Genomic DNA, 16,248 nt, shown 5'->3' with positions numbered 1-16,248 from the left:
GCACCGCCACCAGAGGGGGATCGACAATCCGTGGATGCCGACGGGCAACCACGGTAGAACGGGTACAGAAGTACGGCGCTGGAGGAAACGGACATGATTGATCGAGCCGGACTGGCCGAGTTTCTGCGTCACCGGCGGCAGGCACTACAGCCCGAAGATGTCGGGATGCCCCGGGGACAACGCCGCCGGACCGCGGGCCTTCGCCGCGAAGAGGTCGCCTCCCTCTGTCACGTCTCCACCGACTACTACAGCCGACTCGAACAGGAGCGTGGACCGCACCCGTCCGAGAACCTGATCGCCGCCATCGCCCAGGGCCTGCACCTGTCCCTCGACGAACGTGACCATCTGTTCCGCCTCGCGGGCCATCATCCGCCGCCACGAGGCGCGGACAGCGAGCACATCGGCCCCGGCCTGCTGCGCATCTTCGATCGACTCACCGACAGCCCCGCCGAGATCGTCACCGAACTCGGTGAGACGCTGCGCCAGACCCCGATGGGCGTCGCACTCACCGGCGACACCACCCGATACTCCGGCCCTGCCCGCAGCTTGCCGTACCGGTGGTTCACCGATCCGACCTCCCGCGCCCGATACCACCCACACGACCACCAGCAGATGTCCCGCGTCTTCGCCTCCGGCGCGCGTAACCTGGCCACCGTTCGCGGACCCGACTCCAAGGCCGCCCGCCTCGCCCAGTTCCTGCTCGCCGAGAGTCGCGAGTTCGCCGAGCTGTGGCACGAACACGAGATCGGGTTGCGCTTCAACGACGGCAAGCGCTTCGTGCATCCCGAACTCGGCGTCCTGGCGCTCGACTGCCAGACACTCCACGACCCGGGCCAGTCACACCGCCTTCTCGTCTACACCGCCGCGCCCGGCAGCGAGACCTACCGCAAGCTGGAACTACTCGCCGCTATCGCCGCGCAGCAGCTGCCCGAGAGCGTCCCGCAGGTGGCGAGCTGACCGTCGCTCACCGGGCGAGAGAAGAGCGAACGACCGGGTGGCCGAGAACCGACGCCGGCGTGCACCCGCCGCGGGGTGACCACTTGAGGTTCCCCTCGGGACCGGACATCTCGAAACCAGACAGCGGTCTGGGGAAGGACGTCCTGGTGTCACGTCCACCGAGGTTTCCCGCGCGCGAGCAGATCGGTGTAGGTGTCGACGGCCCCGGTGTCGTGGTGGCAGCCGCGCCGGAGAAGGCGGTGTTGGCCACGTACGCCTCGCGCAGCACCGGCACCGCGACCGTCGCCTCACCCACGTCGCTCAGCCGCCCGCAGCGGTCGGCGAACTCACCTGCGGTGCGTCATCTCGTCGGCTGTCAATGGGTTGACCAGACTGTAAATCTTCTTTACCGTCCTGTTTCGACGCGTGTCTGCAGCTACCCCACGACAGCACAGGGAGCGGAATGTCCAGACTGCGCACGACCCTGGCCGGCGGCCTCGCCGCCGCACTCGCCTTCGCCGGCGTCCTGGTGGCCGCGCCCACCGGCGCGCACGCCGCGACCGCCAGCTTCGCCAAGGTCCAGGACTGGGGCGGCGGCTACGAGGCCCGATTCACCGTCCGCAACGACACCAGCACCACCATCACCAGCTGGCGGGTCGAGTTCGACCTGCCCACCGGATCCACCCTCGGCAGCTACTGGGACGCCCTGCTCACCAGCAGCGGCAACCGGCACACCTTCACCAACCGCTCCTGGAACGGCACCCTCACCGCCGGCGCCACCACCACCTTCGGCTTCATCGTCAACGGCAGCGGCACCCCCACCAACTGCACCGTCAACGGTGGATCCTGCACCGGTGGCGGAGCCGGCGACACCCAGCCGCCGAGCGTGCCCACCAACCTCCGAGCCACTGCCACGACCTCGTCGAGCATCTCGCTGGCCTGGAACGCCTCGACCGACAACGTTGCCGTCACCGGCTACGACGTCTACCGGGGCGGCGCCCTCGCCACCACCGTCACCGGCACCACGGCCACCATCGGTGGCCTGAGCCCGTCGACGTCGTACAGCGTCTCGGTACGCGCCCGCGACGCCGCCGGCAACACCTCGGCCCAGACCGGCGCGCTGACCGTCACCACCGCGGCCGGCGGCGGCAGCGGCGGCACCCCCGCCGCGACCAACGGCCAACTGCGGGTCTGCGGCGTCCAGCTCTGCAACCGGTTCGGTCGGCCGATCCAGTTGCGGGGCATGAGCACCCACGGCATCCAGTGGTACTCCCAGTGCGTCAACAACGCCTCGCTGGACGCGCTCGCCACCGACTGGAACGCCGACGTGCTGCGGATCTCGATGTACATCCAGGAAGGTGGCTACGAGACCAACCCGCGACTGTTCACCGACCGGGTGCACGACTACATCGAGCGGGCCACCGCCCGTGGCATGTACGCCATCGTCGACTGGCACATGCTCACTCCGGGCGACCCCCACCACAACCTGGCGCGGGCCCGTACCTTCTTCACCGAGATCGCCCAGCGACACAAGGACAAGACCAACATCCTGTACGAGATCGCCAACGAGCCGAACGGGGTGAGCTGGTCGTCGATCAAGAGTTACGCCGAGCAGATCATCCCGGTCATCCGGGCGCAGGACCCGGACGGCGTGGTGCTCGTCGGCACCCGCGCCTGGTCGTCGCTCGGCCTCTCCGAAGGCTCCTCGGAGACCGAGATCATCAGCAACCCGGTCAACGCGACGAACATCATGTACACGTTCCACTTCTACGCCGCCTCGCACGGCACGTCCTACCTGAACGCGCTGTCCCGGGCCGCCGACCGGCTGCCGATCTTCGTCACCGAGTTCGGCACCCAGACCGCCTCCGGCGACGGGGCGAACGACTTCGCCCGAGCCCAGGAGTACCTCGACCTGATGGCGACCAAGAAGATCAGTTGGGTCAACTGGAACTTCTCCGACGACTTCCGCAGCGGTGCCGTCTTCACCACCGGCACCTGTAACGGCAGCTCGTACACCGGCACCGGCGTCCTCAAGCCGGCCGGCATCTGGATCCGCGACCGGATCCGCACCCCGGACAACTTCCCGACCAGCTGACGTCACGGGGGGCGGGCGGCCGATTCGGCCACCCGCCCCCGCATCGCGCCTGGACCGGCAGCTGCGCGGGCCGTCGGCAACCGCGCAGGCGGGGCCTGGCCACCCTCGTCGGTGAGCCCGGTTGTCTTGACCACGAGGCAGCTGGCAGCGTCAGCACCAAGATCGAGGACCACCGCCAAGCCGACGACGATTCCACCAGGCAGCAGCGGCCAGCCTTGTTGTTGCCGGGTGGCAAGCTCGTCGCCATGATCGAGGATCTCGCGAAGGACTTCCTGCACGGCCGGTTGAAGGTGATCCGTGAGGTGCTGGTCTGGAAGCTCGATGGCCTGTCCGAGTACGACATCCGGCGTCCCCTGACGGCGACGGGGACCAATCTCCTCGGCCTGGTGAAGCATATGGCGACCTTGGAGGCCTGGTACTTCGGTGAGGTCTTCGGTCGCCCGTCCCCGGAGCCGCTGGGGCGATGGCAGGACGCCGACGGCAGCGACCTGTGGGTGAGCCCGGACGAGACCCGCGAACAGATCGTCGACTTCTACCAGCGTGCCTGGAAGCATGCGGACGCGACGATCAACGAGCTTCCCATCGACGCGCCTGGCCACGTGCCATGGTGGTCACACCCTGACGTGAAGCTGCTCAACATCGTGATCCACGTCCTTCAGGAGACCACCCGGCATGCCGGCCAGGCTGACATCCTGCGTGAGCAGCTCGACGGTCGGACCGGGCTGAGGGCCGAACACGAGGAAGAGATCGACACGGCGGCCCGCGCGACATACCGCGCGAAGATCGAGCGGGCGGCGCGGGCAGCGCCGGCGGCGCGGGCCATGCCGGCCAATCTGCCCCACAGGGCGAAGTCGAGACTACGCCCTGATCAGCCCGATCATCGGCGGCCCCGGCTGCTGATCGACATGCCCGCGGTCACCTGCCGGCGCCTGCGAACCGTCGCAAACCCCGACCCAGCCCGCGACGGCGGACGGAAGTGCGATCAAAGCGATCGGTTCCTGTTCCCGCCGGATCGTGCGGGCTTGCATGCGGCGGAGCCGAGCAGCCGGCCCTCCTGGACGGCACCGAGCCACCGCAACGACGCGGCGCGCAACTCGTCGAGTGCCTCGTGTAACGGCGGGATCCGGTCGTCGTCGATGACCGACGCCTCGACCGCGTACGCCGCGTGCTGTATCGCCAGCAGCGTCCGTGCCAGCGACTCGTCGCCGCCGGGCTCGATCTCCCTGATCTCCACCGGCCGAATCTGGCCGAGGTGATCAGGCATGCGCCAGCCGGTTCCCGCAGGTCGAGACCGCGGCCAGGAGGGTTTATCCCGCCACCGATCTGGTATTCGCGGTCCTGACCGCAGTCAACCCGGTGACCGCCACCGTCGACCGCATCGGCTGCCACCCGCTGAGCAGCCGGTCGTGACGAACACGCGCGCGCCGGTAGGGGAGGAGCCGCATGAACGGCCGACCGAACATCGTCCTGGTACACGGCGCCTGGGCCGACGGATCCAGCTGGAGTGGTGTCGTCGAACGCCTGCAGGCCGCCGGCTACCACGTCACGGCGCCGCAGTTCCCGCTGACCTCGACCGACGACGACGTCGCCCGACTACGTCAGGTCCTGAACATGCAGGACGGCCCGACGATCGTGGTCGGGCACTCCTATGGCGGTCAGGTCATGACCGCGCTGGGCACCGACGCACCGAACGTGGTCGGGCTGGTGTACGTCACGTCCTTCGCACTGGACCAGGGGGAGTCACTGCAGGCGCTGCTGGCCCAGGGCCCGATGCCGCCGGCACTGGCGCATCTGATCACCGACGGCCGAGGCTTCATGTGGCAGCCGCAGGACGACTTCGTGCAGCACTTCGCGGCCGATGTCGAGCCGCAGCGGGCCATGGTGATGCACGCCGTTCAGCAGCCCATCGCCGATTCGACGTTCCCTTACCAGATGGGTGTGCCGGCATGGCGGTCCCTGCCGTCGTGGTACCTGGTGGCCACCGAGGACCAGGCGATCCCGCCGGAGGCGCAACGTATGTTCGCCGACCGGATGGGCGCGACCATCGGTGAGGTCGCCGCCAGTCACGTCGCGATGGTCTCGCACCCCGACGAGGTGACGCAGTTCGTCAAGACCGCCGCCGAGAGCCGCACGGCGATGCCGGCGGGCCGCAACCGGCGGTGACCCCGGCCGGCTGCGGGTGCGGACGTCACCCACCGTCACGGCACTCCCCGTGATCGGACGGCCCCTGGGCAGGGTCACCGGGCGGCGCGCAGCGTGAGAACGTACTGCGCGGTCAACGCGACGGGCCGGTCCTGGTCACGCGACAGTTCCGCCAGGACGCGCGTCGCCGCGTTGCCGGGGATGTCCGCCAGCGCCTGGGCCAGCCGTCGACGTGCCGCCCCCGCCGCGGTATCCCGACCGAGGCCGGCGACCAGCCCGGTGACGATCTGGTCGACCCGCCGAGGATCATCCGCCAGGACGCTCAACGCGTCGGCCGCCGCCACGTCGTGCACCCCGTCGACCACCATGTCGATCAGCGTCGGGACCGCCTCGGTCACACCGCGTGCCCCGAGCGCCAGAGCCGCGTCCCGACGCACCGCGACGTCGGAGTGTGCGAGGGCGTCGCGCAACAGTGCGGTCGCCGTGCCGGTGGGGATCTCGGCGATGGCCCGGACGGCCCGCCGGCGTACCTCGGCGTCGTCCGCGTCGAGGCCCACCGCCAGCAGCGTCAGAGCACCGTCGCCGGACTGCGCCAGGGTCCACCGGAGCGCACCGGCGACGTTCGGGTCCGTCTCCCGCAGCGCCGCCTCGACCAGTGCCTCCACCGGCACCCCCACCTCCCGCGCGGCGGACAGCGCCGCGCGTTGACGGTTGCCGGCGCTCTCCGACCCCAACCCCTGCAGGAGCGCGACGACCTGCAGGACCTCCGACCAGTCGGCGGGCTCGGCGGCACCGATGCGACGCAGCCGGGTGAGTAGCCGCGTCTCGGCGGCGATACGTTCCCGGGTCTGCGCGATGAGCTGCTCGACGAGCGTCGCCGGGGTGAAGGCGGGGTCGTCGAGCGCGGTGCCGACGTCCCGCAGCGTCAGCCCCAACGACCGCAGCATCTCGATGTGGAAGATCCGCCGGATGTCCTCGTCGGAGTACTCGCGATAGCCCGACCCGGTACGGCCCGTGGGCCGCACCAGGCCGAGCGTCTCGTAGTGCCGCAGCATGCGGGCGCTGACCCCGGACCGTCGTGCCACGTCACCGATCAACACCGTCGGTCACCCCTGCTGACTGGTCGTGCCGCGGGCGACGATCTTCTTCGCCTCCTCGATCGCGAACTCGAAACCGCGGTCCGGGTCACGCCACAGGCCCCGGGTGGCGACGGCGTGTCGGCGTACCCGCGGGTCGGCGGCGTTCGCCGCGGCGTCCAGGATCGGCGCGCTCACCTCACCGAGCGCGATCAGCGCCCGGCTCAGGCTCAACTGCGTCTCCCGGCCACCACGACCGAGTTGGGTCGCCAGTCCGGCAGCCAGCGCGGGTTCCGCTCCCTCCGGTACCAGGGCCACCGCCGCCCGCCAGGCGCTGCGCGCCACCTCGTCGTCGGCGTCGGTCAGTAGCGCCGTGGTGATCGCCGGCCAGGCCCGCCGGTCGCCGATCTTGGACAGGGTGTGCAGCGCCTGGCTGCGGGCCTGCGCCCGGTCCGCGCGCAGCTGCGCGACCAGCACCGGGACGGTCAGCTCCGCCGGGTGGCGGGTGAGCGCCCAGGTGAGCATCTCGCGTACGGCGAACTCGGGTTCGACCGCGCACCGCGCGACCAGCGGGTCGACGAACCGGGGCCCGGGCGTCGTGCCGAGCGCCAACGCCGCCCGCAGCCGCACCGACGCGCTGCCGCTGGTCAGTCCCGGGAGAACTGTGTCGGTCATCAGGTCACCTCCTCGGGGCAAGCCTCGACCTTGTCACCGTGTCAGGGTCAAGCGGCAGCGGGGTGCGTTCTGCGGGACGCGATCTCCGGTGCCGACCGTCGGCCCGGTTGCTAGGCTGAATCCGCGGGGTCAGCCGCGCCGAACGGGACGAAGAGCCCGACGGGACGAAGAGCCCGACGGGACTAAGAGCCCCCACAGCACAACAAGCCCCACCGAACGAGGAGCGCGACATGCAGTCGGGGGACGACGACATCTCAGGGTGAGCAGCCCCGCCGCCGACCGGCCGACGCCGGGGCGGCCCGCCGCACACCGCCCTGTCTGTCCTGACCGGGGCGCCGGTCGCGTCCCGGCTCGTCCTCCCGAGGTCACCATGTCCGACGTCTGCGTCGTCTGCACCAACCTGTCCTTCTCCTGGCCCGACGACACCGTCGTGTTCCAGGATCTGTCCTGCACCGTGCCGCCCGGCCGCACCGGCCTGGTGGCCCCCAACGGCGCCGGCAAGTCCACCCTGCTACGCCTGATCGCCGGTCAGCTCACCCCGACCGGCGGCAGCGTGACCGTCGAGGGGGTGCTCGGCTACCTGCCGCAGGATCTTCCGCTGACCGGTGAGCCCACCGTGGCCGAGGTGCTGGGGGTCGCCCCCGCGCTGGCCGCGCTGCGCGCCATCGAGGCCGGCGACGCCAGTGCGGAGAACTTCGCCGCCGTCGGCGACGACTGGGACGTCGAGGAGCGCAGCCGCGCCGAACTCGACCGGCTCGGCCTGGGCGAGGTGGGCCTGGACCGCCGGCTGCACACCCTCAGCGGCGGTCAGATCGTCTCCCTCGGCCTGGCCGCCCAGCTGCTGCGCCGCCCCGACGTGCTGTTGCTCGACGAACCGACCAACAACCTCGACCTCGACGCCCGGCACCGGCTCTACTCGGTGCTGGAGAGCTGGCCCGGCTGCCTGCTGCTGGTCAGTCACGACCGGATGCTGCTGGACCGGATGGACCGCATCGCCGAACTCGACGGTGGGCAGCTGCGGTTGTTCGGCGGCAACTTCACCGCCTACGAAGCGGCCGCCCAGGCCGCGCGGGAGTTGGCCGAACGCCAGGTACGCAGCGCCGAGCTGGAGGTCAAGCGGGAGAAGCGGGAGCTGCAGCAGGCCCGCGAGCGGGCCGAACGTCGGGCCGGCAACGCCGCCCGCAACCTCGGCAACGCCGGCCTGGCCCGCATCGTCGCCGGTGGACTCAAACGCAGCGCCCAGGAATCCGCCGGCCGGGCCCAGCAGACCCACGCCAACCGGGTCAGCGACGCCCAGGGCCGCCTCGACGAGGCCAGCCGGGCGCTGCGCGACGAGCAGACCCTCACCCTGGACCTGCCGGAGACCGACGTACCGGCCGGCCGCACCCTGATCGAGGGACGGCAGCTCCAGCTGCGGTACGACAGCCGACCGTTGTTCGCCGACGACGGTCTGGAGCTGACCATCCGGGGGCCGGAACGGATCGCGCTGACCGGGCCCAACGGTGTCGGCAAGTCTTCGCTGCTGCGCCTGCTCACCGGCGAACTCGAAGCCGAGGGCGGGCAGCTGCGCCGGGCCGACGGCCGGGTCGCGTACCTGTCACAGCGGTTGGACCTGCTCGACGCCGACCGTACGGTGGCGGAGAACCTCGCCGCGTACGCCCCGGACCGGCCGCAGTCGCAGCGGATGAACCTACTGGCCCGCTTCCTGTTCCGGGGCGCCCGCACCCAGCTGCCGGTCGGCGTGCTCTCCGGCGGCGAACGGCTGCGCGCCACCCTCGCCTGTGTCCTGTACGCCCAGCCCGCGCCGCACCTGCTGCTGCTCGACGAACCCACGAACAATCTGGACCTGGTCAGCGTCGGCCAGCTGGAGAACGCCCTGAACTCCTACCGGGGCGCGTTCGTGGTGGTCAGCCACGACGAACGGTTCCTGCGCGACATCGGTGTACGGCGGTGGCTGCGGTTGGACGGTGACGGTCTGCGGGAGATCCCCGCGCCGGATCCGCGCTAGCGGGCCGGACGGCGCAACGGCGCGTCGAGCACCGCCACGCCCTGCCGGGACGGCGGGCGGTGCTCGACGGTTCCGGTGTCGGGCGTGGCGGCGATACAGTGGACTGGCCCTACCGGGGGAGGCGTCCATGACGTCGAATGAGCCAGTCCTGCCAGCTCCGTCGACTCAGCCGGCTGAACCAGTCCGGTCACCGCGTCGCCTGCTCGCGCGCCGGGCCGCCGGCGAGCCGGTGCCCGCCGCCGTCGTCGGCGTCACCCCACCGGTGCACCCGGCCGCCGATCTCAGCCTGGGTCCGGGCAACGGCCGGAACTACTGGTGGCAGCAGCTGGGTGAGCCGGTCCGTGACCGCATGATCGCCCGGGTCGGGCCGCGAGTCGACTGGTGGGCCGGCCGTCACCCCACCGACCAGCAGCGACCGTACGCCGTCGTGCTCGGCCCGCGGGGACTCGCCATGTGCACGCCGACGGCGAACGACCGCGGTGGTCGGGCCCAACTGCTCACCGTGGTGCCGTTCGTCCCGTCGTCGCTACGCCACGCGGTGGTGGTGCAGAAGCCCAGCGGGTGGCTGCCGGGCCGGCTGCGGTTGCCGGCCGCCCCGACGACCGCACCGGCGCCGCCGGACCTGCCGCTGCCGGTGGGCCTGCGTGACCTGCTCGGCAACCTGCCGGCCGACGCGCAGGCGCGCGTCCAGTGGCCGTTCGTCAACGGCGACGTGCTGACCGACAGCCGCCACTACTACCAGGGCAACGGCGACGAGCTACACGTCTGGGCGTACCTGGTCGGGCGGCGTTGGGTGACGTTCGTGTCCGGTCGGGGCAGTGGGCGTTCCGTCCCGGCGCATCGTAGGTCGTGGCAGCTGATCTGCCGGCAGGCGGAGGTGGCGCAGGGATGAGACCGGCGACCGACGACCCCGACTGGTACACCTTGCTGGGCGTGCCGGCGGACGCCACCGAGACCCAGATCCTGCGCGCGTTCCGGCGCGCGGCCCTGGTCCACCATCCCGATCGAGGCGGCGACGCCGACCGGTTCCGGTTGCTCTACCGCGCCCGCGAGACGCTGCTGGATCCGTCCCGGCGGGCCGCTCACGACCGGCGTCGCCGCGGCACCGGCACGGCACAGCGCGACTCGCCCCGGTATCCGTCGTCGGGGCCGGATTCGTCGGGGCCGGATTCGCCGTCGGCGCCGGACGAGCGGGTCGCCGACCCGTTCGAGTGGACGGCGGGCGCCGGGCCGGGCGGCGAGGACACGTCGAGTCGCAGCGCGGCCGCGCAGTCGCGGCGCGACCCGTTCGCGGCGGCCGGGACCGGCTACTCGTGGCGACGCAGCGACCGGTTCGCCTGGTGGCGGGCCGGCTGACCGTCCGATCGCGGCCGTGGGGTCAGTCGCACTTCCCGGGGCTGCCGAGCCGGGCGGGCACCAGCAGCCACTGGCCGATCACGATGGTGGTCCGGTCACCCATGTCGTTGATCTTCTGTAGGTGCCTGACCGTGGTACAGCGCCGCGCGGCGATCCTGGTCAGGGTGTCACCCCGCTTCACCACGATCGCGTCGTTCAGCAGCAGTGCGTCCAGGATCGGATTCGACGGGTCGAGGTACGGCCGGTAGAAGTAGGACGAGAGCGGGTGCGGCCAGGCCGGGTCCGCCCAGCGCGGGTCGTTGACCGACGGTAGCCCTGGCTCCCGACCGGGCAGCGCCGGCCAGGGCTGCTGACCTGGCAGCGTCGGCCAGCTCGTCCGCAGGTTGCTGGCGGCCGGTGGACGATCCAGCGGGTCGTCCCGGCCGATCACCGTGATGCCCCAGAGCCCGGCCAGTACCACCAGTACCACCAGGGTGACCCGGCGCACCGAATCCTGCCGGCGCAGCTCCTCGGCGACGAAGTCGGGTAGCCGCCCGGCGATGTCGACCCCGGTGGTCGGCCCGGCCGGGGCCGACACCGTCCGCAGCAGCAGCGGCACCGGCTCGCGTACCGCAACCCCGCGCCGGACCAGTCCCCGTCGCAGCGCGCCCACCGCCGCGGCGTCGTGGGCGGCAGCGGTCACCAACGCCTCCAGGTCCGCCAGCTCCGCCCGGCCCCGGTCGGTGTCGTCGCCCGGCACCAGCAGGTAACCCGCCGTCCAGCTCAACACCCACCGCGCCTGGCCGGTACCGGCCAGTGCCTGGCCGACCAGCGCGAACAGTGCCTCGGCGAGTTGCTCGCGGGGCTCCGCCGCCTCGGTCAGCCGGCGAGCCAGCTCGTCCTGGCGGCCCTGCGCCAACAGGTCGAGGACCGTGGCGAGAGTGGCGCGCGCGGACCTGTCGACGGCCCGAGCGGCGGCCAGCAGCCGGCCGGCCGGCTCGATCGCGAACGCCTCGGCGGCCACCTCCGCCCAGGTTTCCGGCGACAACTCCGTGGGCCGGGTGCGGGCCAACCCGTACACCTTCTCCTGCACGGCCGCCACCGGCGCCGGGTCGACGACCAGCGGTGGTGGCTGGTCCGGCGGGTGCGCTCCACCCGTCGACTGTGCCTCGATCGACGCGAGGCGCCGCGCCAGCGGCGGATGGGAATCCAGCCACGACCGGTTCGCCTCGACCGGATTCCGGCGCAGCTCCGCCAACCGCTGCCGGACCTGCGGGTCGTCCACCATGGTCGCGAACGTGCCGAACAGGTCCGCCGGCACGAAACCCAACCGCTGCACCGGCTGGACGAACATGCCCGTGAAGCCGCGCCACGCCTGCCCGAGTGCGTGGACCTCGCGCAGCGCCTCGGCGGCCTCGGCCGGACCGACCATCTCCGCCGCGCGGGCGTCGGCCTCCAACTCCTGACGTCGGCGCACGGCGAGCGACACCCACAGGAACACCTTGGCGTACGCGCCGACCACCAGCTGGTAGAACCACGGGTAGCCGGAGACACCCTGTCTCGTCCGCGCGGTCATCCGCAGCCGGAACAACGCCGACTCCAACGACGCCGCGCCCCGGTGGACGACCGCGCCGAACCGGGTGTGCCGGCCGGCGTAGTGACCGAACTCGTGGCACAGCACCGCCCGCAGGTGCGTCGGCGTCACCTGGTTCAGCAACGGCACGCCGAGATACAGGGTCCGCTCGCCGACGGCGAAGCCGAGCAGCCGGGCTTCCTCCGACACCGCCGCGTTGACCTCCGGAGTGAGGAAGATCCGCGTCGGCGCCCTGGTCTCCAACTCGCGGGCCAACTCCTCGACCAGCCGCCACAGCTCGGGGGCGTGCCGGCGGGGCAGGAACACCGCACCGGGTGGCGGTTGCTCCACCCGGCTGACCGTCGCTATCCCGTAGAGCAGTGCGAAGATCGCCGCGATGCTCCCACCGACCACCAGCGGCCAGCTGCCGTATCCGGACGGTCTGCTGAACGCACCCCAGAGCACCAGTACGACGAACAGTGCGTTCACGGTGACCAGCACGAAGGCCAGCAGGTAGACACCGGCCAGCAGCCCGACCGCGAGCAATCCGCGCAGCCACCCGAGTGCCGCGCCGGCCGCGACCACCGGCCACGGGCGAGCCCGGCGTACGGCCGCGCCGGCGCTCACCGGTCCTCCCGGAGCCGGTCGGCCACCGCCGCGCGGGCCCGTTCGACCAACTGCGGATCGGTCTCGACGGCGGCCCGTACCCAGGACTGGGTGTCCAACAGCACCCCGACCAGACGGTCCTGGCCGACGCCGACCCGAGGTGCGCCGAACCCGCCCAGCCAGCCCGTGCCCATCCCGGCCACCAGCGGCTCCCGCCCGGTCACCTCGTCGGCCGCCATCCCCAGCGCCTCCCTCAACGTCTGCCGCGCCTTGGCCACGTTGGCGGCCACCCCGCCGCGCGTCATCCGCAGCGCGGCGGCGATCTCCTGCTGCGACCAGCCCTCCAGACAGAACAGGGCCAGCGTGATCCGTTGCCGAGGCGGCAGGGTGGCGAGCAGCCGCAACACCTCGCGTGCCTCCGCGGTCTGCTCCGGCCCCGCCTGGACCGGCACGGGTAGTTGGAGCAGCCGTTCCTGACCGGTCTTGCGCCTGCGGTACACCTTCCACAGGCGCTGGACCATCACCCGCCGGACCCATGCCTCCGGCACGTCGTACTCCGCGATCCGGTCCCACACCCGGTACGCCTCGACGAACGCCTCCTGCGTCGCGTCCTCGGCATCCGCCCGGTCACCGCACAGCATGATCGCCTGCGCCAACACACCGGAGTACGCGTACGCGAAGAATCCGGCGAAGTCGCGCCGGGCGGTCACCGACCCACCTCCGGCGGCGCCGAGCGGACGGTCACCCGCGTACCGTCCGGCGCGGCGGCCTCCACCACCGCGCCCGGCCCGGCGGCCCGGACCAGGAACGCGAGGGCCTGTGCCCGGGTCCGGATCCGGGCCGGCCCGGTGTAGAGCGACACCAGTGCGTACGCCAACCGGGCGCCCGTCACCACGATCACCAACACGACAGCGTCAACCATGTGCCGCGTCCTTCCTCCGGTGCTGACCTGACATCCGAATACAGCCAGCAGCGCCCGGAAGGTTTACTCGGGCGGTTGACTCGATTATGCGGGCGCCAACCACTCCGCGAACCGCTCGCGTCGCCCAGCCGACGCCCGACGGATACGCGGCCACCGTCGGGCGCCACGCACGGTGGCGGGCCGCGCTCGATCCGGGATCGAGTGGCCTCCGCCCCAGTGGGAAGGCACTCGATCCCGGATCGAGCGTGATCATCGAAGCTGGACCGCGTCGACCTCGATGGTCGGGATCAGAACGGGCTCAGGATCAGGGCGGCGGAGTGGGGGTCGCCGTCGTGGACCAGGGACTCGAAGGCGCCGACGTCGTCGAAGGCGAAGGCGTACGCCTTACCGTCGCGCATGTTGGCGTGGACGATCCGGGCGTAGTGGTTCGTGGGGCTGTTGCGGTAGAACTCCGCGGCGTTGGTGCTGGGTTGGGTGTGGACGGTGCCCAGGGTGCCCCCGGTTCAGCGCGGCGCACAACGTCCGGGAGATCGGTCCGACCACCTGGTCGTTGGGGGCGGGTAGATCGCCGTCGCAGCCCCACACGCTGGCCGAGGAGGGCCGGTTGAACGACGCGACGACCTGACCGGCGCCGTTGGTGAAGGTCAGGACGCTGCCGGAGGTGCGGCCGTAGTAGCGCACGTCGGGCCGGTCACCGAACGGTGTCACGGTCAGCGTCCGAGAGGTGTACGCATTCCACGCCGTGGCGATGTACGGGTCCAGGTAGGTCGGGCTGAACAGGCCGGCACCGGCGGCCTTGCCGGGTGCCAGCACGCGCAGCACCGTACCGTCGCTGCGGGTGTGCACGGTGTTGGCCCAGCCGGCCTGGGCGCGGATGCCGTTGACGATGGCGTTGCGTCCGCCGGAGACGACGTCGCCGGTGCGCCGGGTGACGCCGTTGGCGCCGGTGACGGCGACCGCGTGCGGCACCGCGAACATGTCCACCTGCGAGCTGTGAGCCACAGGCCGGCGTCGTTGTAGGTGAACTCGCTCCAGTCGAACAGGATGTCGCGGTTCGGGTCGCCGGCCGCCCATGGGGCCGGCTGGACCAGGCCGGTCGGGGTGAGGAAGAACTTCTCGCCGAAGGAGAAGTAGACGCGGCCGGAGAAGCCGCGGGGGAACCGGATGGCCGTGGCGGCTCCGGTGGCCGGCCCGGGGATGGACGCGTCGGGTGCCGGCGACGGCGGGATCTGCCCGCCGGACCAGGGGACGAAGGTGCCGGCCTGGTTGACGTAGTGACCTGGTCGGCGAGGCCGGCGTGCGGCAGTTCGCCGAGTGGAGCGGCTCCGGCGGGAGCGGGTCACTCCCAGCGGAACAGCAGCCCCGCGACCAGGACGCCGACGACGACGGTCGTGCCGAGGCCGACCAGCTGCGCGGCGCCGACCGCCGTACCGGACCAGGCCGCGGAGATCGCCGCCACGGCCGCACCGAAGGGCAGCCAGCCGCCGATCGTGGCGAGCGGCGCGGGTAGCGCGTCCGGGCCACCGAACATGCCGCCGAGGGCGCCGACGAGGAAGAAGAAGACCAGACCGATCGCGACGGCGGAGTTCGGCGTCGGCGCGACCGCCGCGACGATCATGCCGGCGGCGTACATCGCCGCCATCACGAGCACGAAGACACCGAGCGTGACCCCGATGTCCGCCGGTGCGCCGACCCCGAACACCAGGAACGCCACGCCGGTGGCGAGCGCGATGCCGACGAGCGCCTGGAGCACGCTCGCGATCACCTGGGCGGCCAGCACCATGCCGGGTGACGCGGGGGTGACCGCGAGCCGGCGGAGGATGCCGGACCGCCGGTAGTAGGCCAGGAAACTCGGCATGTTGATGATGCCGATCATCGCGACGACCATGGCGAGCACCAGCGGGAGGACGAAGACCTCCAGCGCGGTACGCCCGTTCGCGACCACCTGCCCGCCGGCCGAACCGGCGCTGGTCAGCAGGATCAACAGCGGCAACCCCAGCGGTACGACCAGGCCGGCGGTGTCCCGCAGGACCATCTTCACCTCGCACCCGATCAGCGTGACCAGCGACCGGACACCCGGCCGGTACGCCGTGACCGGTGCGGGTACGGACACCTGACTCATCTTGTCTCCTCCAGATCCTTGCCGGTCAGCGCGACGAACGCGTCGTCGAGGGTGGCCGTGCCCGACCGGGCGACCAGCCCGGCGGGGGTGTCCAGCGCGAGCACCCGGCCGCCGTCGAGGACGACCACCCGGTCACACAGTCGTTCGACCTCCTCCATCGCGTGGCTGACCAGCAGCACGGTCACGCCCTCGGCCCTCAGCTGCTCGACGGTGCTCCACATGCGCCGCCGGGCCTTCGGGTCCAGCCCGGTGGTCAACTCGTCGAGGATCGCCACCCGCGGGCGCCCGGCCAGGGCCAGCGCGATCGACAGCCGCTGCTGCTGGCCGCCGGACAACTTGTCGAACACCGTTCGGCGCTGCCCGGCGAGGTCGACCAGATCCAGCAGCTCGGCCGCGGACCGGGGATCGGGATAGAAACTGCGGTACAGGTCGACCAGCTCCGAGACCCGCAGCGCGTGGTGCAGGTGGGCGTGCTGCAACTGCACGCCCAGCACCTGTCGCAGCCGCGCCCGGTCGGTTCGCGGGTCCAGCCCGAGGACCCGGACCCGCCCCTCGTCGGGTACGCGCAACCCGGCGATCATCTCGACCGTGGTGGTCTTCCCCGCGCCGTTGGTGCCGAGGACGCCGACGGTCTCACCGACGTCCACCCGCAGGCTCACGTCGACCACCGCCCGGACCGCCCGGTAGCGCTTGGCCAGGTGCTCGGCGAGGATCGCCGGCTCGGTATCGCTCATGCCCTCCGACGCTAGGCAACGGGC

Annotated in this window: 13 protein-coding genes and 2 pseudogenes; 7 read left to right on the top strand and 8 right to left on the bottom strand. The window is 71.7% G+C overall.

Annotated elements, in window-relative coordinates:
• Positions 1-93 precede the first annotated feature (93 nt).
• The 4 genes and pseudogenes from D2L64_RS10120 to D2L64_RS10105 all read left to right on the top strand — a co-directional run bounded on the left by D2L64_RS10120 (position 94) and on the right by D2L64_RS10105 (position 5,194).
• Positions 94-957: a helix-turn-helix transcriptional regulator gene (locus tag D2L64_RS10120; protein WP_119574702.1), complete on the top strand. Its 864-nt coding sequence runs from the start codon at positions 94-96 to the stop codon at positions 955-957.
• Positions 958-1,399: 442 nt separating this feature from the next.
• Positions 1,400-3,031, top strand: a complete 1,632-nt coding sequence (locus D2L64_RS10115; protein WP_119574700.1) for a cellulase family glycosylhydrolase — start codon at positions 1,400-1,402, stop codon at positions 3,029-3,031.
• A gap of 245 nt (positions 3,032-3,276) precedes the next feature.
• Positions 3,277-3,837: pseudogene (locus D2L64_RS10110) on the top strand (DinB family protein); the annotation flags it as partial.
• Positions 3,838-4,474: 637 nt separating this feature from the next.
• Entirely contained in the window at positions 4,475-5,194 is a 720-nt protein-coding gene (locus D2L64_RS10105; RefSeq protein ID WP_119574698.1) for an alpha/beta hydrolase, read from the top strand.
• 74 nt (positions 5,195-5,268) lie between these two features.
• Here the strand turns inward: D2L64_RS10105 and D2L64_RS10100 are convergent, their stop codons facing one another.
• Positions 5,269-6,273 carry a HEAT repeat domain-containing protein gene (locus D2L64_RS10100; RefSeq protein WP_119574696.1) on the bottom strand — a complete coding sequence of 335 codons (1,005 nt, stop codon included), beginning with the start codon at positions 6,271-6,273 and terminating at the stop codon, positions 5,269-5,271.
• A 6-nt stretch (positions 6,274-6,279) separates the two neighbouring features.
• Positions 6,280-6,924 carry a HEAT repeat domain-containing protein gene (locus tag D2L64_RS10095; RefSeq protein ID WP_119574694.1) on the bottom strand — a complete coding sequence of 215 codons (645 nt, stop codon included), beginning with the start codon at positions 6,922-6,924 and terminating at the stop codon, positions 6,280-6,282.
• Between the two features lie 370 nt (positions 6,925-7,294).
• On the opposite strand from D2L64_RS10095, the gene abc-f reads away from it, so the two are divergent.
• From abc-f to D2L64_RS10080, 3 genes are all read left to right on the top strand, one after another.
• Entirely contained in the window at positions 7,295-8,932 is a 1,638-nt protein-coding gene (gene abc-f / locus D2L64_RS10090; RefSeq protein WP_119574692.1) for a ribosomal protection-like ABC-F family protein, read from the top strand.
• A gap of 127 nt (positions 8,933-9,059) precedes the next feature.
• Entirely contained in the window at positions 9,060-9,824 is a 765-nt protein-coding gene (locus D2L64_RS10085; RefSeq protein WP_233558893.1) for a hypothetical protein, read from the top strand.
• Positions 9,821-10,288 carry a J domain-containing protein gene (locus D2L64_RS10080; protein WP_119574690.1) on the top strand — a complete coding sequence of 156 codons (468 nt, stop codon included), beginning with the start codon at positions 9,821-9,823 and terminating at the stop codon, positions 10,286-10,288. Before D2L64_RS10085 ends, D2L64_RS10080 begins: the two co-directional genes overlap by 4 nt.
• 22 nt (positions 10,289-10,310) lie before the next feature.
• Here D2L64_RS10080 and D2L64_RS10075 read toward each other — a convergent pair whose 3' ends face one another.
• The 6 genes and pseudogenes from D2L64_RS10075 to D2L64_RS10050 form a co-directional block, all read right to left on the bottom strand.
• Positions 10,311-12,467 carry a M48 family metalloprotease gene (locus D2L64_RS10075; protein WP_199714485.1) on the bottom strand — a complete coding sequence of 719 codons (2,157 nt, stop codon included), beginning with the start codon at positions 12,465-12,467 and terminating at the stop codon, positions 10,311-10,313.
• Entirely contained in the window at positions 12,464-13,156 is a 693-nt protein-coding gene (locus D2L64_RS10070; RefSeq protein ID WP_119574688.1) for an RNA polymerase sigma factor, read from the bottom strand. Before D2L64_RS10070 ends, D2L64_RS10075 begins: the two co-directional genes overlap by 4 nt.
• Complete coding sequence (locus tag D2L64_RS10065; protein WP_119574686.1) at positions 13,153-13,368, bottom strand: hypothetical protein; 216 nt, start codon at positions 13,366-13,368, stop codon at positions 13,153-13,155. The genes D2L64_RS10070 and D2L64_RS10065 overlap by 4 nt, the downstream gene beginning before the upstream one ends.
• Positions 13,369-13,655: 287 nt before the next feature.
• Positions 13,656-14,642, bottom strand: a pseudogene (locus tag D2L64_RS10060) (beta-1,3-glucanase family protein); the annotation flags it as partial.
• Positions 14,643-14,707: 65 nt separating this feature from the next.
• The gene (locus D2L64_RS10055; RefSeq protein ID WP_119574684.1) at positions 14,708-15,490 is read right to left on the bottom strand and encodes an ABC transporter permease; all 783 of its coding nucleotides are present in this window, start codon (positions 15,488-15,490) and stop codon (positions 14,708-14,710) included.
• Complete coding sequence (locus tag D2L64_RS10050) at positions 15,487-16,224, bottom strand: ABC transporter ATP-binding protein (RefSeq protein ID WP_119574682.1); 738 nt, start codon at positions 16,222-16,224, stop codon at positions 15,487-15,489. The genes D2L64_RS10055 and D2L64_RS10050 overlap by 4 nt, the downstream gene beginning before the upstream one ends.
• Between the last annotated feature and the right edge of the window lie 24 nt (positions 16,225-16,248).

The organism is Micromonospora radicis (assembly GCF_003583405.1).
Taxonomy (GTDB): Bacteria; Actinomycetota; Actinomycetes; order Mycobacteriales; family Micromonosporaceae; genus Micromonospora; species Micromonospora radicis.
The sequence above is the reverse complement of the archived record's forward strand: the minus strand, read 5'-3'. Positions and strand labels throughout refer to the sequence as shown.